Raw genomic sequence first — 15,083 nt, 5'->3', positions numbered from 1 at the left:
GCTAGTCTGGTGCCCACTTATCCCGCAAGGAGTCACCCATGACCCAGCCGCGCCGGGTCGCCATTGTCGGCGGCAACCGTATTCCCTTCGCCCGCTCCAATACCCTGTACGCCACCGCGAGTAATCAGCAGATGCTGACGGCCGCGCTCGAAGGCCTGATCGAGCGCTACAACCTGCATGGTCAGCGCTTGGGTGAGGTGGTGGCCGGCGCGGTGCTCAAGCATTCGCGCGACTTCAACCTGACCCGTGAATGCGTGCTGGGCTCGCGACTGGCGCCGCAAACCCCGGCCTACGACCTCCAGCAAGCCTGCGGCACCGGCCTGGAAGCGGCGATTCTGGTGGCCAACAAGATCGCCCTCGGGCAGATCGACAGCGGCATCGCCGGCGGCGTCGACACCACCTCCGATGCGCCGATCGGGGTCAACGAAGGGCTGCGGCAGATTCTGCTGGAGGCCAACCGCGGTAAGTCCACGGCCGACAAGCTGAAAACCCTGCTGAAGATTCGCCCGCGCCATCTGGCCCCGCATCTCCCGCGCAATGGCGAGCCGCGTACCGGCTTGTCGATGGGCGAGCATTGCGAGCAGATGGCGCAGATCTGGGCCATCCCCCGCGATGAACAGGACCAACTCGCCGTCGCCAGCCACCAGAAGCTCGCGGCCGCTTATGCCGAGGGCTGGCAGGATGATCTGCTGACACCGTTCCTCGGTCTGACCCGCGACCAGAACCTGCGCCCGGAGATCAGCCTGGAGAAGTTGGCGACCCTTAAACCGGCCTTCGACCAAGGCCCGCGTGGCACCCTGACCGCCGCCAACTCGACACCGCTGACCGATGGCGCCGCGGTGCTGCTGCTGGCCAGTGAAGACTGGGCCAAGGCCCGCGGCTTGCCGATTCTGGCCTACTTCAAGGATGGCGAAGCGGCGGCGGTGGACTTCGTCAACGGCCAGGAGGGCCTGCTGATGGCACCGGTGTACGCCGTGCCACGCCTGCTGGCGCGCAACAAGCTAAGCCTGCAGGACTTCGACTACTACGAAATCCATGAGGCCTTCGCCGCCCAGGTGCTCTGTACCCTGAAGGCCTGGGAAGACCCCGAGTACTGCAAAACCCGACTCGGCCTCGAGCAGCCATTGGGGGCGATCGACCGCAGCAGGATGAACGTCAAAGGCAGCTCCTTGGCCGCCGGCCACCCATTCGCCGCCACCGGCGGGCGCATCGTCGCCAACCTGGCCAAGCTGCTGTCGGTGGCCGAGCAGGGCCGTGGCCTGATCTCAATTTGCGCCGCCGGCGGTCAAGGTGTGACCGCGATCATCGAAAAGTAATCTAACCGTTGTTGCCGCAGTTCAGCGCGGCCACAGGATGTAAGCAACTCCGTGATTCTCTTCCTTTTGAGAGCGGCGGCCCGTTTCGGCGGTGCCGCCTTTTTTTGCTTTGCTCGGGCTGCGCCCGCACGCAATGACACGCGCTCGGCCACCGGTTCTTCATCCGCCTGACCCTGGCGGCGGGCTTCAGCGCTGCGGCAACAAGGGCGGCCCGCAATGGCTGGCGATGCTGGTGATCATCGGTGCGGTGGTGCTGATCGGCCTGCCGCAGTGGCGCCAGCGCCAAGACGAGCTGGCGGCGGCCGATTAGCCCGCGCCACGTGCCGACGCAAAGTGCGCTACACCACTGAGGCGTTGCGGTAAAACTTACTCGCCGCCTGAGTTCAACACATAAGCGCGCGACGATGCGTTCAGTGGTCGGCATCTGCGGCGCGCTGTGAGAGGATGGCGCACTTGACAGCCGTTGAGCTTGGCAACACCCGAACCTGGCAACAAAGGACCCGCGATAAAAGCCGATGAAGACTCCAAAACGCATTGAACCCCTGATTGAAGATGGCTTGGTCGATGAGGTGCTGCGCCCGCTGATGAGCGGTAAGGAAGCCGCGGTCTACGTGGTGCGCTGCGGTAAAGAGCTGCGCTGTGCCAAGGTCTACAAAGAGGCGAACAAACGCAGCTTCCGCCAGGCCGCCGAGTATCAGGAAGGCCGCAAGGTGCGTAACAGCCGCGATGCGCGGGCCATGGCCAAGGGCTCCAAATACGGGCGCAAGGAACAAGAAGACAACTGGCAGAACGCCGAAGTGGCCGCCTTGTTCCGCCTGGCCAACGCCGGCGTGCGGGTGCCCAAGCCGTATGACTTCCTCGAAGGCGTGCTGCTGATGGAGCTGGTGGCCGACGCTTACGGTGATGCGGCGCCGCGTCTGAATGACGTGGTGATGGAGTCGGACCAGGCGCGCGAGTACCACGGCTTCCTGATCCGTCAGATCGTGCGGATGCTCTGCGCCGGGCTGGTGCATGGCGACTTGTCCGAATTCAACGTGCTGCTCGACGCCGACGGCCCGGTGATCATCGACCTGCCGCAGGCGGTGGACGCGGCGGGCAATAACCACGCCTTCAGCATGCTCGAGCGGGATGTCGGCAACATGGCCGCCTACTTCGGCCGTTTCGCCCCGGAGCTGAGAGCCACCAAGTACGCCAAGGAAATGTGGGCGTTGTACGAGGCCGGCACGCTGCATCCCCTCAGCCCGTTGACCGGCGAATTCGACGAGCCGGAGGAGTTGGCCGACGTCGATGGCGTGATCCGCGAAATCGAAGCGGCGTGTCTGGACGAAATCCGCCGCCAGGCCGCCCGCGCCGAGCTGGATGGCCCAGCGCAAGCCGCAGAGCCGCCACCGCCGCCGTGGCTGCAATAAGCCTTTCACGAAAGCTCTAACCCGCAGGGCTGGCGATCACCGTGCTGCCCAAAGACCTGCTGCGGCGCCTGTTTCGTTTGTCGGCTGGATAAGCTTTGCTTTATCCACCGGGCGCCGCGTCCGGGAGCATGGACTCACCCGCCGGCTCAATGGCCAGCGCCATTTGAGGCCAGGTCTTTGAGGATCGGGCAATCCGGGCGCTGATCGCCTTGGCAGTGTTCGACCAGCTCCTGCAGGGTGTCGCGCAGGCCGCTGAGTTCGGCGATCTTGCGGTTGAGTTCGTCGATATGGCGGTGCGCCAGCGCTTTTACATCGGCGCTGGCGCGTTGGCGGTCTTGCCAGAGGGTGAGCAGTTTGCCGACTTGCTCCAGCGAGAACCCCAGATCCCGTGAGCGCTTGATAAACGCCAGGCTGTGCAAGTCCTGCGGGTTGTAGCGACGGTAACCACTGTCGCTGCGGCTGGCCGGCTTGAGCAGGCCAATGGCTTCGTAATAACGGATCATCTTGGCGCTTAGACCGCTGATTTTGGCTGCTTGGCCGATGTTCATCGCGGGGTCGTCCTCCAGTTGCGGTGTTTTTTGGGGGGCATAGGGTGGGCAACGTTTTTACTGCCCACCGAGGGGGCGCCGGTGAAGGTGGATGCTAGGGCGCGCCCGCCGGGGGACTCTTTCCAGGGCCCGTTCGACGCGGCCGGCACAGCTGGCGCAGGTCATACCCTCGATGGGCAGGTCGTAGGCGGTCAAGCTGGACATGGGCCGATTTCCTCTGAGTTCATCCACAGGATGAACCTTGACTCCTGGGTAAGGTCAAGTCTTTGTGCCGGCTGATGCTGGGTGGCAGGCCCTTGACCTTGCCCAGGTGGCAAGGTCGATGCTTGCAAGTGTTAGCGAGCAGTTCGCTCAGGAGGCTAAGGATGCAAAGGTTCAAGGTGCAGGGCATGTCTTGTGGGCATTGCGTGCGGGCCATCACCCAGGCGCTGCAGGCGCGCGATCCGCTGGCCGAGGTGCAGGTGGATCTCGCCGTGGGCGAGGTGCGGGTGGCCAGTCAATTGCCGGTGACTGAGGTGCTGCAAGCGATTCAGGCCGAAGGCTACACCGTCACTGCAGATTGATGGTTATTGCCTGGTCGATAAGCGTCGGCAGCCGAGTTTGGTGGATTACGCCGTTGCGCGGCTAATCCACCCTACCCGTTAGCGGGCCAGTCGCGGGCCAAGCCGCGGAACAACGCGTCGATCAGCGCGGCGGTGTCCTGCAGGGGATCGAACAGCGTCGGGTCGCGCAGCCAGTCACTGAACAGACCGACGATCATCGCGTGCAGGGCGCGGGCGGCGAGGCGTGGGGTCATGCCCGGTTGTAGGCGGCCGCGCGCAGCGGCGCGACTCAGCAGCTCCTCGCAGAGGGCGATGAATTGGTTGATAAAGGCCTTGTGGCGGTCTTCGGCCTCACGCAACTCGTCGGTGAACTCGCAGCGGTGCAGCAGGATGGTGTAGATGCGCCGCCGCTGCTCGTCCCGTGCCAGGTTCTCCAGGGCTTCCACGCAGAGATTGCGCAGCGTCTGCAGGGGTTCCTGCTCGTTGCAGCTGGACAGGACTTTGGCCAGTTGCTCCGGTGGCAGACGCACTTGATTGAGCATTTCGTGAAACAAATGGGCCTTGTTCTGGAAGTGCCAATACACCGCACCGCGGGTCACCTCGGCGGCGCGGGCGATCTGCTCGAGCGTGGTGTGGGCCACCCCTTTTTCCAGAAATAGCAGTTCCGCCGCCAGGAGGATGGCGCTGCGGGTCTTCTCGGCTTCTTCTTTAGTACGGCGCATGGCGGAGTATTTCTGACTAGGCTCTTATTTGGACACTGCTCGTTTGGAAACTGAGTGTAATGAGTTTAATGCCGCTATTCTGTTTACAAGCATGAATGTATGTAACTAGCATCGTTGCCTTGCTGCTTTCGCCCGCCTTGGGCTGTCATGGAGACCTCTATGTTGTTTGCTCGTCGCCGTCCTTCGGTCCTTAAGGTTTTTGCGCTCAGTACCGCGTTGGGACAGTACGCAGTGGCGGCCGAAGCCCCTGCCGCAGCCCCGCCGGCCCCCGAGGTCACGGTGGAAACGGTCAGCACCGCGCCCTTCCCGCTAGTGCTGGAGTACTCCGGACGTACCGCAGGTTACCGCGAGGTGGAGGTGCGGGCGCAGGTCAGCGGCATTCTGCAGCAGCGCACCTACGATGAGGGCAGTCGGGTCAAGCAGGGGCAAATTCTGTTTCGCATCGACCCCAGGTCCTACCAGGCCGCTCTCGGGCAGGCCAAGGGCGCGCTGGCCCAGGCCGAGGCGCGCTATCGGCAGACCGATCGCGATCTCAAGCGGATCCGCGAGCTGCAAAAGAAGGGCTACGCCAGCGAGAGCGAGCTGGATAACGCGATCTCCAACTTCGAGCAGAGCAAGGCCAATGTCGAGGTGGCCAAGGCCGAGGTGCAGGCCAAGCAGATCGACCTCGACTACACCACGGTAGAGGCGCCGATCTCCGGCATCACCAGCAAGGAGACCGTCTCCGAGGGCAGCCTGGTGGTGGCCTCCGACCCCAACGCCAGCCTGCTGACGCAACTGACCCAGCTCGATCCGCTCTACGTCAACTTCGCCTACCCGGACACCGAGGCCGAACGCCTGCGTGAAGGGGTGCAGAGCGGCAAGCTGGTGCTGCCGGCAGACGGCAAGTTGTTTGCCGTGCTCAAGTTCGGCGACGGCAGCGCCTACCCACTGGAAGGGCGGGTGGACTTCACCGACAGCTTCGTCAACACCGGCACCGGCACGGTCAGCGCCCGCGCCGTGGTGCCCAATCCCGAGCAGAAGCTGCTGCCCGGGCAGTTCGTGCGGGTGCTGATCAAGGGCATCAGCCGGCCGAATGCGGTGACCGTACCCGAGCGCGCGCTGGCCCAGGGGCCCCGTGGCACCTTCGTGTATGTGGTCGACGAACAAGGGCTGGCGCGGATCCGTCAGGTCGCCACCGGGCAGACCTCAGGAGGTCGCTGGGTGATCGAGTCCGGCGTCGCCGCCGGCGATCGAGTGATAGTCGAGGGCCTGCCCAAGGTGCGCCCCGATCAGCCGGTCAAGGCGGTCGAGGCCAGCGCCAAACAGCCAGAAACCCAACCCGCCAAACAGTCTTAAGGAGCGCCTGACGTGATTTCGCGCTTCTTTATCGACCGGCCGATCTTCGCCACGGTCATTTCCATCGTCATAGTGCTGGCCGGCCTCGCCGCCATGCGGGCTCTGCCGATCGCCCAGTACCCGGCGATCCTGCCGCCGCAGGTCTCGGTTAGCGCCTCTTATCCGGGCGCCAGTTCCCAGGTCATCGCCGAAACCGTGGCTGCGCCGCTGGAGCAGGAAATCAACGGCGTCGAGAACATGATCTACCAGCTGTCCAACTCCGACAGCAGTGGGGCCATGAGCCTGACGGTGTACTTCCAGGTCGGCACCGACCCGGACCAGGCCACCATCAACGTCAACAACAAGGTGCAGGCGGCGCTGGCTAAATTGCCCGAGGAGGTGCGTCGGCAAGGGGTGAAGGTGGAGAAGAAATCCTCCGACATCCTCCAGGTGATCACCCTGTACTCGCCGGACAACTCGCGCGATCCGATCTTCATCAGCAACTACGCGCTGATCAACGTGATCGACGAGATCAAGCGTCTGCCGGGGGTCGGTGACGCCAGTCAGTTCGGCTCCAAGGACTACTCCATGCGCATCTGGCTGCGGCCGGACAAGCTGGCGCAGTACGACCTGACCCCGAGCGATGTGGTCAACGCGATCCAGGAGCAGAACTCGCAGTTCGCCGCCGGCAGCTTCGGCAAGCAGCCGCTCAAGCAGGAGCAGGACTTCACCTACACGGTGACCACCCAGGGCCGCTTCACCGCCCCGCAGGAGTTCGAGAACATCATCCTGCGCACCGACGCGACCGGCGCCAGCCTGTTGCTCAAGGACGTCGCCAGGGTCGAGTTGGGCGCCCAGGATTACTCGCTGATGACCTCGCTGAACGGCCAGCAGAACGCCGCATTCGGCATCTATCTGCAGCCGGGGGCAAACGCCCTGGACACCGCCGATGCGGTCGAGGCGACCATGCAGCGTCTGGCCAAGCGCTTCCCGGAGGGCATCACCTACAAGATCCCCTACGACACCACCAAGTTCGTCAAGGTCTCGATCAAGGAAGTGATCCACACCTTCTTCGAGGCCCTGCTGCTGGTGGTGCTGGTGGTCTTCGTGTTCCTGCAGAACTGGCGCGCCACACTGATCCCGGTGCTGGCGATTCCGGTGTCGCTGATCGGCACCTTCGCCGGCATGTACCTGCTCGGTTTCTCGATCAACCTGTTGACCCTGTTCGGCATGGTGCTGGCCATCGGCATAGTGGTCGACGACGCCATCGTGGTGCTGGAAAACGTCGAGCGGGTGATGCGCACCGAGAAACTCGGCCCGCGTGAAGCGGCGATCAAGGCGATGGAAGAGGTGACCGGGCCGATCATCGCCATCGTGCTGGTGCTCTGTGCGGTATTCATCCCGGTCGGTTTTCTCGGCGGCCTGGCTGGGCAGATGTACCAGCAATTCGCGATCACCATCGCGGTCTCGGTGATGGTCTCCGGGGTGGTGGCGCTGACCTTGTCGCCGGCACTCTGCGCGCTGCTGCTCAAGCCCGGCGAACATGAGCCGGCGGCGCCGTTCCGCTGGTTCAACCGGGTCTTCGATCGCGCCACCGCCGGTTATGGCGCCGGGGTGCAGTTCTTCCTCAAGCGCTCGGTGGTGGGTCTGTTGTTGTTCGGCGGGATGATCGCGCTGATGGTCGTGCTGTTTGGCCGGGTGCCGGGCTCCTTGGTGCCGGACGAGGACCAGGGCTATGTGCTCAACGCCTACTTCCTGCCGCCAGCGGCCTCGCTGACCCGTACCGAAAAAGTCACCGGCGCCGTCACCGAGGAACTGATGAAGCACCCGGCGGTACAGGACGTGGTGACCTTCGCCGGCTTCGACATTCTCACCTTCGGCACGCGCAGCAACGCCGGGGTCTCGTTCGTGCCATTGAAGGATTGGGACGAGCGGACCACGCCCGAGCTGGACGCGCGCAACCTGACCCATGAGTTCATGGCCATGGGTGCGAAGCAGAAAGATGGGGTGGTGATGTCGTTCAACCCGCCGCCTATCACCGGTATGAGTACCACCGGTGGCTTCGAGGCGTATATCCAGGATCGCAGCGGTGGCAGCAGCGAACAGCTGCAAGTGATGGTGCAGAAGTTCCTCGCCGAGGCGGCCAAACGCCCCGAGTTGGCCGGGGTCAACACCACCTTCAACGCCAATGTGCCGCAGTACTACATTGACCTCGACCGCACCAAGGCTCATGCCTTGGGCGTGGCGGTCAACGATGTGTTCACCGCCATGCAGGCGACCTTCGGCAGCTACTATGTCAACGACTTCACCCTCTACGGGCGGACCTGGCAGGTCAGCCTGCAGGCCGAGTCGGAGTTTCGCCGCAAGCCGGAAGACCTCAGCCAGGTCTACGTGCGTTCGGCCAGCGATGAGCTGGTGCCGTTGTCGTCGCTGGTGAGCGTGCAGCGTATCCTCGGGCCGGACAGCTACGCGCGCTTCAACGTCTATCCGGCGGCCAAGGTGCTCGGCGGGCCGGCCAAGGGCTACAGCTCGGGGCAGGCGCTGGCGGCCATGCAGGAGGTGGCCGATCAGGTTCTGGGCGAGGATTACAGCATCGGCTGGATTGGCTCGGCCTACCAGGAGCTGGCGTCCCAGGGCTCCGGCAGCATCGCGTTCGTGTTCGGCTTGATCATGGTGTTCCTGATCCTCGCCGCGCAGTACGAGCGCTGGACCTTGCCGGTGGCGGTGGTCACCGCGGTGCCCTTTGCGGTATTCGGTGCGATCCTGGCGGTCTGGCTGCGGGGCATCGAGAACGATGTGTACTTCCAGGTCGGCTTGGTGACCTTGATCGGCCTGGCGGCGAAGAACGCCATTCTGATCGTCGAGTTCGCCGTGCTCTGCCGGGAGCAAGGCATGGGCATCTACGAGTCGGCGCTGGAGGCGGCCAAGCTGCGCTTCCGGCCGATCGTGATGACCTCGCTGGCCTTCATCCTCGGTTGCGTACCCTTGGCCATCAGTAGCGGCGCGGGTTCGGCCAGTCGCCACTCGATCGGTACCGGGGTGATCGGTGGCATGCTGGCCGCGACTATCCTGGCGACTTTCATGATTCCGATGTTCTACCTGTTGGTGGAGTCGGCGGCGGCGAAGCTCAGCAAAGACAAGAAGCCCGCAGCTGTGGTGCAGGACGAGTAAGAGTCACCCGCACGCCGCCATCTGCGAGGGTGGCGGCGTGTTTTTCTTTTTTGGCTGGGCCAAGGGAAGTTGCTTGGCTAACGCCTTAGGCGCTGCGAACTGAGTTCGCTGTGTACGCCGGTTATTGGATATCCGATGAATTTACGAGTGCTCTTGATCCTCGGTGCGTTAAGCGCTTTCGGACCGCTGGCGGTCGACTTCTACCTCCCGAGTTTCCCCACGCTGGCGCGGGCTTTCGCGACGGATGTCGAGCATGTGCAGCTGTCGCTGGCGGTCTACTTTATCGGCTTGGCGATCGGCCAGTTGGCTTATGGGCCGCTGGCGGATCGTTATGGTCGACGCGGGCCGCTGCTGGTCGGCGTCGTGCTGTTCACCCTGGCGTCGGTGGCCTGCGCACTGGCACCGAGCCTGGAGTGGCTGATCGTTGCCCGCTTCGTCCAGGCGCTGGGCGGCTGTGCCGGGATGGTGGTGTCGCGCGCGGTGGTGCGCGACCTCTGTGACCCTATCCATTCGGCCAAGGTGTTTTCCCAGCTGATGCTGGTGATGGGTCTGGCACCGATTTTGGCGCCGTTCGCCGGCGGTTTGCTGTTGGGGGTGTTTGGCTGGCAGTCGATTTTCTATTGCCTGACCGGCTTCGGCGCGTTGTGCGCAGCGGCCGTCGCGCTCCGGTTACCTGAGACCATTCCCGCAGGCATTGCGCGCCCGCCGCTGCGCGGCGCCTTCGTGCAATACCGGCGGCTGTTCGCCAACCGCCAGTTCATCGGCCATGCCTTGACCGGCGGGGTGGCGATGGCCGGGATGTTCGCCTACATCGCCGGTTCCCCGTTCGTGTTCATCGAGCTGTATGGCGTGCCGGCCGAGCACTACGGCTGGCTGTTTGGCAGCAACGCGGCCGGTTTTATCTTGTTGGCGCAGGTCAACGCGCGACTGTTGCGCCGCCATGGCCCGGCGTATTGGCTGGTCCGGGTGGTGTGGTTCTACCTGGCCTGTGCGCTGATCCTGCTCGGGCTGACGGCACTGCGGCCGGCGGCGCTTTGGCCGCTACTGATGCCGCTCTTTGGTTGCATCGCCAGCCTCGGTTGCATCATCCCCAACGCCTCCGCGTGCGCCATGGCCGGGCAGGGCGCGAATGCCGGCAGTGCTTCGGCATTGCTGGGCTGTTTGCAGTTCGGCGTAGCCGCCGCTGCGGCGGCTTTGGTCGGGGCGCTACACGATGGCAGCGCCCTGCCGATGGCGCTGGTGATCAGCCTGTGTGGTGTCGCGGCAGTGGTGATCGCGCAGCTCACCGCACGCGCCAAGCCAACCGCTGCGCGCAGTTAGGCGCTCCGTACAGTTAACCGGCGGCCCGCTGCTCGGCTGGGAAAACGTGTGGCGCGCGTAGTCGCGCTTCGAGGGTGGTGACGAACGCACGGGCCTCGGCCTCGCTGCGAAAGCTCACCGCATGTTGATCCAGGCGCACCTGCCAGCAGGTGCCTTGGGGCTTGGAGAGCGTACGAATAAGGATGTTCATGGCTGCCTCCCGCTGATCGAAGAGAGTGCAGTCTAGTCCTCGTGGGTGAACTTTCCTTGACCTGGAGCAACCGCCCGACTGACGGTCGCCAGGCTTTCAGACCAGCAGTGGTTCGGGGCGTAGCGGGGTGCCGATCAGAAGTCTTCCAGCACGATTTTGCCTTTGGCCTGGCCGTTTTCCGGCTGCAGGTTCTGGCGGATCTTGGTATCCACCGGGTTGACCGAGATGCCCGGGCTTCGACCAGCAGGTCGCGTGGGCCGGGGGTTGTCGAAGGCGAGGGACTGGTAATAGGCGATGGCTTTTATGGGGTGCGTCTCCGTCGGCTGAATCCATGGTCGACTATTTCGCAAAGTAGAAAAACCGCGTAGAGATACAGTCTCCTTCAACTATTCGTTGAAAATAGAGGGCTGAACCATGTTGCGCCTGGATGACCTGCAAATCGTGGTGCGGACTGCCGATCTCGGCAGTTTGTCCGCCGCCGCGCGGACCTTGGACGTGTCGCCGGCGGTCGCCAGCGCGGCGCTCAAGCGCTTGGAGCGGCAGTTGGAGGTACGGCTGTTTGCCCGCTCCACCCGCAGCTTGCGCCTGACCCCGGAGGGCGAGCAATTCCTCGGCTATGCGCGGGCGGCGTTGCAAAGCCTGGACGAAGGCCAGCAGCAACTGGCCGGGAGTAAGGTCGGCATCAGCGGCGTGTTGCAGCTCTCGGCACCCTCAGATTTTGGCCGCAACGTGCTCCTGCCCTGGCTCGATGAGTTCCAGCAGGAGCACCCGCAGCTGAACCTGCGACTGCTGCTCGGCGACCGGGTGGCCGATCTGTACCGTCAGCCGGTGGATATCGCCATTCGCTATGGCGCGCCAGAAGACTCCAGCCTGGTGGCGTTGCCACTGGCGGCGAGCAACCGGCGAGTGCTCTGCGCCGCGCCGGCGTACCTGCAGCGGCACGGCGAACTGCGGCGGTTGGATCAGCTGGCACAGCACAATTGCCTGCTGTACATGCTCGGCGGGCGGCTGCATGAGCGCTGGCGCTTTCAAGACGGCAAGCGTGAGCTCAGCGTGACTGTGAGTGGCAACCGCGTCAGCGATGATGCCGACGTGGTGCGTCGCTGGGCCGTGGCTGGCCGCGGTTTGGTCTACAAGTCTTGGCTGGATGTCGCGGACGATGTGCAGGCCGGCCGTTTGCAGGTGTTGTTGCCCGAGCTGCGTGGCGAGCCGGCAGCGCTTAATCTAATCTGCACTCATCGCGCCCAACTGAGTAAAGCAGTGCATTTGCTCCGCGACTTCGTCCAGCGCCGCTGCGCCGAGCTGCTGGCACAGAAGCCTTGGTCTGGCTAGTCCAGCGGCTTCTGGCTGCGGTAATCGAGCACAGGGCTGGAGCTTGCTATCCGAGGGCGCAATGTTAGAGTCGCGGCCATGAAACTAGCCCGTACCGACCGTTCGCTCATTGCCTGGATGCTGTACTTCAGCGTCCTGTTCAATGTGCTCGCCTGCGGTATTGGGCACGGGCAAATGCTCGGCCTGAGCCTGAATGGTGTCGGTGGCGCATTCTGCTCGGCCGCAGGCAACGCCGGGCCGACCCTGGATTCCGGCGCTGGTACCGTCTCGGACAGTGCTTGGTCGAGTACCTTCAGTTGCCCGCTGTGCGGCACCCTCAGCCTCGGTCTGGCCCTGCTGTTCTGCCTCAGCTGGCTGCGCCGGGCACCGGGCGATCTGCGCCCCGCGCATGAACCCCGGAGTAAAGCTCCTCCCCGCTACACCTGGCCCTCGGCCAACCCTCGCGCCTCCCCCTTCTAACTCTCCGGTTCGGCCCCTGTAGTCGCCTGTCGGTGCGCGTTTCTGCGCGTCTGATTTGGCTCGCGGGCGCCGTCACCGCCAGCGGCTGCGCGGGGTTTGGCAAAGCCTGTTCCGCGCAGCCGTGACCGAGTACTAGCAGTTCTATCTCCGAGCCCGCCGGGTTGCTGTGGCCGGGGATCGCCAAGTGAAAGTTATAAGAAGAATCTGAGGAGAGCGGTATGCGTTATTTTCCTATCCTGAGCCTGTTCGCGCTGAGCACTGGCATTGCGCCCTGGGCCCAGGCCGAGCACGTCGAACTCGACGAGATCGAGGTTCAGGGTGAATACCAGAAAGACCCCACGGCCGCGACGCTGGCCGAGAAGCGTGCCGAGTTTGCGCATATTCCTGGCGGCGCATCAGTAGTCGATGCGGAAACCTACAAGACTGGCCGCAGCAGCACCCTGCAGGATGCCCTGGGCCTGGCCACCGGGGTGTTCATCCAGCCGCGCTTCGGCGCCGAAGAGGCGCGTTTGTCGATCCGCGGCTCGGGCCTGCAACGCACCTTCCACGGCCGCGGCCTGCTGCTGATGCAGGACGGCGCACCGGTGAGTCTGGCCGACGGCAGCTTCGACTTCCAGACCATCGAGCCGCTGGCCGCCGACCACATCGAAGTGCTGCGCGGCGCCAACGCTTGGCGCTACGGCGCGGCCAACCTCGGCGGGGCGATCAACTTCGTCACCCCGACCGGCAAGACCGCGCCACCCACGGACTTGCGCGCCGAGGGCGGCAGCTTCGGCTATCAGCGCCTGTACGGCGCCTTCGCCCAGGACTTCGGCGCCTGGGACGGCTTCGTCAGCCTGTCCGACTCCGCCCAGGACGGCTTCCGCGACCATGCCAAACAGAATAATCAGCGTTACTTCGCCAACCTCGGCGGGCGCCTCAACGAGCGTCTCGCCACCCGCGTCTACCTGACCCATGTGGAGACCGACTCCGAACTGCCGGGCAGCCTGACCAAGGCGCAGCTGCGTGCCGACCCTGAGCAGGCCTCGCAGAGCAGCATCGCCGGCGACCAGCGCCGTGACTTCAACCTTAACCGCATCGGCAACATCACCACCCTGCAACTGGATGACGGCCACAGCCTGGAGCTGTCCAGCTTCTACAGCGAGAAATCGCTGTGGCACCCGATCTTCCAGATGCTGGATATCAACAGCGAAGACTACGGCCTGCGCCTGGCGCACAAGTGGGAGAACGAGCAAGGTTGGCGCTGGACCGGTGGCGTCGAAGCCAGTCAGGGCCGCAACTGGCAGTCCAACTACGCGAACGTACGCGGGCAGAAGGGCGCCAAGCTGGATGAGCTGCACCAGACCGCGCGCAACCTGAATGCCTTCGGCGAACTGGAGGTGCCGCTGGCCGAGCGCTGGGCGCTGATCGGCGGGCTGGCCTGGCTGCATCAGCAGCGCGACTCCGATGACCGCCTGGTGATCGGCCGCAACACCTCGTTCGACAAGACCTACGTCGGCCAACTCGGGCGCATCGGCCTGCGTCACGACCTGGACGAAGGCGTGCAGTTGTTCGCCAACTTCAGCCAGAGCTACGAGCCGCCGACCTTCAGCGAGTTGACCGGTGGGCAGGTCATCGCCTTTTCGCCCAACTCGGCGCAGAAGGCCAACACCCTGGAAGCCGGCCTGCGCTGGTCGCGCGACAGCCTCGACCTCGACCTGGCGGTCTACCGCAGCGAAATCCGCGACGAGCTGTTGGCGCTGAGCGATGCCAACGGCCAGCCGCTCGGCACGGTCAACGCCGATCGCACCCTGCACCAGGGCGTCGAACTGGGCGGCGCACTGACCCTCGGCCAGATAGTGCTGCGCGGCCAGTACCTGTTCAACGACTTCCGCTTCGACAACGACCATGTCTACGGCGACAACCGCCTGGCCGGCATCCCCCGCCAGTTCATCAAGGGCGAGGCGTTGTGGCAGCAGGAAGGTTGGTATGCCGGCCCGACCTTCGAGTGGGCACCGACCCACTACAGCGTCGATCAGGCGCAAACCCTGTATGCCGACGGCTATGCGATCTGGGGCCTGAAGGGCGGCTATCGGCCGAGCGAAGGTCTCGGCTTCTTCGTCGAGGGGCGCAACCTCTCGGACAAGGCCTATGTCGCCACCACCGGCGTGATCGCCGATGCCAAAGGCCGGGACAGCGCGCAATTCCTCCCCGGCGATGGCCGCAGCCTGTTCGCCGGCCTGGAGTGGCGGCTATGAGCCCTCTTACCCACAACCGCTGAGTCGCAACCCAGGAGAGACACCATGACCCTCACCAAATCCCTGTTGTTGAGCGCCTTGCTGACCTGCGCCTGGGGCGCCCCGGCCCACGAGTACCAGGCCGGTGACTTGCGCATCGAGCATCCGTGGTCGCGGGAAATGCCCGCGAATGCGCCCACTGCCGCGGCCTACTTCGTCGTGCATAACCAAGGCACGAGCGCCGAGCGCTTGCTCGGTGCGGACACCCCCGCGGCGGGCAAGGCCGAGCTGCATGAACACCTGCACCAGAACGGCCTGATGAAGATGCAACACGTGCCGTCCGTGACCATTCCCGCCGGTGGCGAGACGACCTTCGCCCCCATGGGTTACCACCTGATGTTGTTCAACCTGAAGCGGCAACTGCGCGACGGCGAGCGCTTCCCGCTGACCCTGCACTTCGAGAGAACCGGTGACGTGACGGTCGAGGTGGCCGTGCAGAAAGAAGCGCCAGCCGAACCTAAGCACGAACAGCAGAACTGAG

General features: G+C 64.4%; 13 protein-coding genes and 3 pseudogenes. 11 read left to right on the top strand and 5 right to left on the bottom strand.

The window, feature by feature from the left end:
* Nucleotides 1-38 precede the first annotated feature (38 nt).
* From FFS13_RS17685 to FFS13_RS17675, 3 genes and pseudogenes are all read left to right on the top strand, one after another.
* A complete protein-coding gene (locus FFS13_RS17685) occupies nucleotides 39-1,316 on the top strand; it encodes an acetyl-CoA C-acetyltransferase (protein WP_137820368.1) in 1,278 nt (425 codons plus the stop codon).
* Between the two features lie 205 nt (nucleotides 1,317-1,521).
* Nucleotides 1,522-1,626, top strand: a pseudogene (locus tag FFS13_RS17680) (drug/metabolite exporter YedA); the annotation flags it as partial.
* 205 nt (nucleotides 1,627-1,831) lie between these two features.
* Nucleotides 1,832-2,725 carry a PA4780 family RIO1-like protein kinase gene (locus FFS13_RS17675; RefSeq protein WP_137820367.1) on the top strand — a complete coding sequence of 298 codons (894 nt, stop codon included), beginning with the start codon at nucleotides 1,832-1,834 and terminating at the stop codon, nucleotides 2,723-2,725.
* A 146-nt stretch (nucleotides 2,726-2,871) separates the two neighbouring features.
* Here FFS13_RS17675 and cueR read toward each other — a convergent pair whose 3' ends face one another.
* Both cueR and FFS13_RS17665 read right to left on the bottom strand, forming a co-directional pair.
* Nucleotides 2,872-3,273: a Cu(I)-responsive transcriptional regulator gene (gene cueR, locus FFS13_RS17670; protein WP_137820366.1), complete on the bottom strand. Its 402-nt coding sequence runs from the start codon at nucleotides 3,271-3,273 to the stop codon at nucleotides 2,872-2,874.
* Between the two features lie 84 nt (nucleotides 3,274-3,357).
* A pseudogene (locus FFS13_RS17665) lies at nucleotides 3,358-3,477 on the bottom strand (heavy-metal-associated domain-containing protein); the annotation flags it as partial.
* A 161-nt stretch (nucleotides 3,478-3,638) separates the two neighbouring features.
* Between FFS13_RS17665 and FFS13_RS17660 the strand changes: the two are divergent.
* On the top strand, nucleotides 3,639-3,836 hold the full coding sequence (locus tag FFS13_RS17660; RefSeq protein WP_137820364.1) for a heavy-metal-associated domain-containing protein: 198 nt from the start codon (nucleotides 3,639-3,641) through the stop codon (nucleotides 3,834-3,836).
* A 71-nt stretch (nucleotides 3,837-3,907) separates the two neighbouring features.
* On the opposite strand, the gene FFS13_RS17655 is transcribed toward FFS13_RS17660, so the two are convergent.
* Nucleotides 3,908-4,537, bottom strand: a complete 630-nt coding sequence (locus FFS13_RS17655; RefSeq protein ID WP_137820363.1) for a TetR family transcriptional regulator — start codon at nucleotides 4,535-4,537, stop codon at nucleotides 3,908-3,910.
* Between the two features lie 159 nt (nucleotides 4,538-4,696).
* Here FFS13_RS17655 and FFS13_RS17650 point away from each other — a divergent pair, with 159 nt between their 5' ends.
* From FFS13_RS17650 to FFS13_RS17640, 3 genes are all read left to right on the top strand, one after another.
* Nucleotides 4,697-5,875 carry an efflux RND transporter periplasmic adaptor subunit gene (locus FFS13_RS17650; RefSeq protein ID WP_137820362.1) on the top strand — a complete coding sequence of 393 codons (1,179 nt, stop codon included), beginning with the start codon at nucleotides 4,697-4,699 and terminating at the stop codon, nucleotides 5,873-5,875.
* A gap of 12 nt (nucleotides 5,876-5,887) precedes the next feature.
* Complete coding sequence (locus FFS13_RS17645) at nucleotides 5,888-9,025, top strand: efflux RND transporter permease subunit (RefSeq protein WP_137820361.1); 3,138 nt, start codon at nucleotides 5,888-5,890, stop codon at nucleotides 9,023-9,025.
* Between the two features lie 135 nt (nucleotides 9,026-9,160).
* Nucleotides 9,161-10,345, top strand: a complete 1,185-nt coding sequence (locus FFS13_RS17640; protein WP_137820360.1) for a multidrug effflux MFS transporter — start codon at nucleotides 9,161-9,163, stop codon at nucleotides 10,343-10,345.
* A gap of 13 nt (nucleotides 10,346-10,358) precedes the next feature.
* On the opposite strand, the gene FFS13_RS19825 is transcribed toward FFS13_RS17640, so the two are convergent.
* Together FFS13_RS19825 and FFS13_RS17635 are read right to left on the bottom strand one after the other, a co-directional pair.
* A complete protein-coding gene (locus tag FFS13_RS19825; protein ID WP_171006510.1) occupies nucleotides 10,359-10,535 on the bottom strand; it encodes a hypothetical protein in 177 nt (58 codons plus the stop codon).
* A 161-nt stretch (nucleotides 10,536-10,696) separates the two neighbouring features.
* Nucleotides 10,697-10,809 (bottom strand): annotated as a pseudogene (locus FFS13_RS17635) (zinc-binding alcohol dehydrogenase family protein); the annotation flags it as partial.
* 140 nt (nucleotides 10,810-10,949) lie between these two features.
* Here FFS13_RS17635 and FFS13_RS17630 point away from each other — a divergent pair.
* From FFS13_RS17630 to FFS13_RS17615, 4 genes are all read left to right on the top strand, one after another.
* On the top strand, nucleotides 10,950-11,867 hold the full coding sequence (locus tag FFS13_RS17630; protein ID WP_137820359.1) for a LysR family transcriptional regulator: 918 nt from the start codon (nucleotides 10,950-10,952) through the stop codon (nucleotides 11,865-11,867).
* A 78-nt stretch (nucleotides 11,868-11,945) separates the two neighbouring features.
* The gene (locus FFS13_RS17625; RefSeq protein ID WP_137820358.1) at nucleotides 11,946-12,326 is read left to right on the top strand and encodes a DUF2946 domain-containing protein; all 381 of its coding nucleotides are present in this window, start codon (nucleotides 11,946-11,948) and stop codon (nucleotides 12,324-12,326) included.
* Between the two features lie 218 nt (nucleotides 12,327-12,544).
* Nucleotides 12,545-14,563, top strand: coding sequence for a TonB-dependent receptor (locus FFS13_RS17620; RefSeq protein WP_137820357.1), 2,019 nt, complete (start codon nucleotides 12,545-12,547; stop codon nucleotides 14,561-14,563).
* Nucleotides 14,564-14,608: 45 nt separating this feature from the next.
* Entirely contained in the window at nucleotides 14,609-15,082 is a 474-nt protein-coding gene (locus FFS13_RS17615; protein ID WP_137820356.1) for a copper chaperone PCu(A)C, read from the top strand.
* The last annotated feature ends 1 nt before the right edge of the window (nucleotide 15,083 follow it).

Source organism: Pseudomonas sp. 2FG (genome assembly GCF_005502935.1).
In the GTDB taxonomy this organism is placed as follows: domain Bacteria; phylum Pseudomonadota; class Gammaproteobacteria; order Pseudomonadales; family Pseudomonadaceae; genus Aquipseudomonas.
The sequence above is the reverse complement of the archived record's forward strand: the minus strand, read 5'-3'. Positions and strand labels throughout refer to the sequence as shown.